Source organism: Stenotrophomonas sp. YIM B06876, assembly GCF_030711595.1.
Taxonomy (GTDB): domain Bacteria; phylum Pseudomonadota; class Gammaproteobacteria; order Xanthomonadales; family Xanthomonadaceae; genus Stenotrophomonas.
In genome coordinates this window covers 1-537 of the sequence record NZ_JAUJUJ010000528.1, presented here as the reverse complement: position 1 = coordinate 537, position 537 = coordinate 1, and the positions used below count along the sequence as shown (strand labels likewise).

Here is a 537-nt window from a genome sequence, read left to right as displayed (position 1 = left end):
TGTCCATGAAGGTGCGCGGCATCAGCCAGGGGCCCTTGTGCGAGCCGGCGACGAATTCGAGCGTGGCGCTGCGGGGCACCGGGTCCACTGGAATCCACATGCTGGCGTTCTGCGCGCCGTCGATGTTGTAGTAGGGCTGGTCCTGGTGCCAGGGCGTGCGCTGGCGCGTGCCCGGCTCCTTGACCAGCACATGGTCGTGGTACAGGCGCACCGTGGGCGACTGCATGAGGCGCTGCGCGGCATGCGCCAGCGGCGTCTCGCGCACGATGCGGCCGAACTGGGCGATGTCCTGCCAGTTGCAGAAGTCCTCGAAAAAGCGCCCCGGATCATCGGGCCGGCTGGCCACCTTGGCGCGCGGGCTGGGCGCGGCCAGGTTGGCCTCTATGCCCTGCTTGAGCAGCTCCACCTCGTCCGGGTTGAGGAGCTGGCGGATGCACACGGCGCCGTCGCGCGCGAAGTCGGCCACGTGCTGGTCGGTGAGGCGCTGTTGCAGGCGCTGCTGCAGGGTGCTTGGTGCATGCATGGCATGGTCTCCTG

Annotated in this window: 1 protein-coding gene; it reads right to left on the bottom strand. The window is 68.9% G+C overall.

All coding sequences use genetic code 11. The annotated features are described in order from the left end of the window. A partial coding sequence (locus tag QZH66_RS18315; protein ID WP_305807218.1) for a phytanoyl-CoA dioxygenase family protein occupies nt 1-523 on the bottom strand: 523 nt, incomplete at its 3' end. Nucleotides 524-537 lie beyond the last annotated feature (14 nt).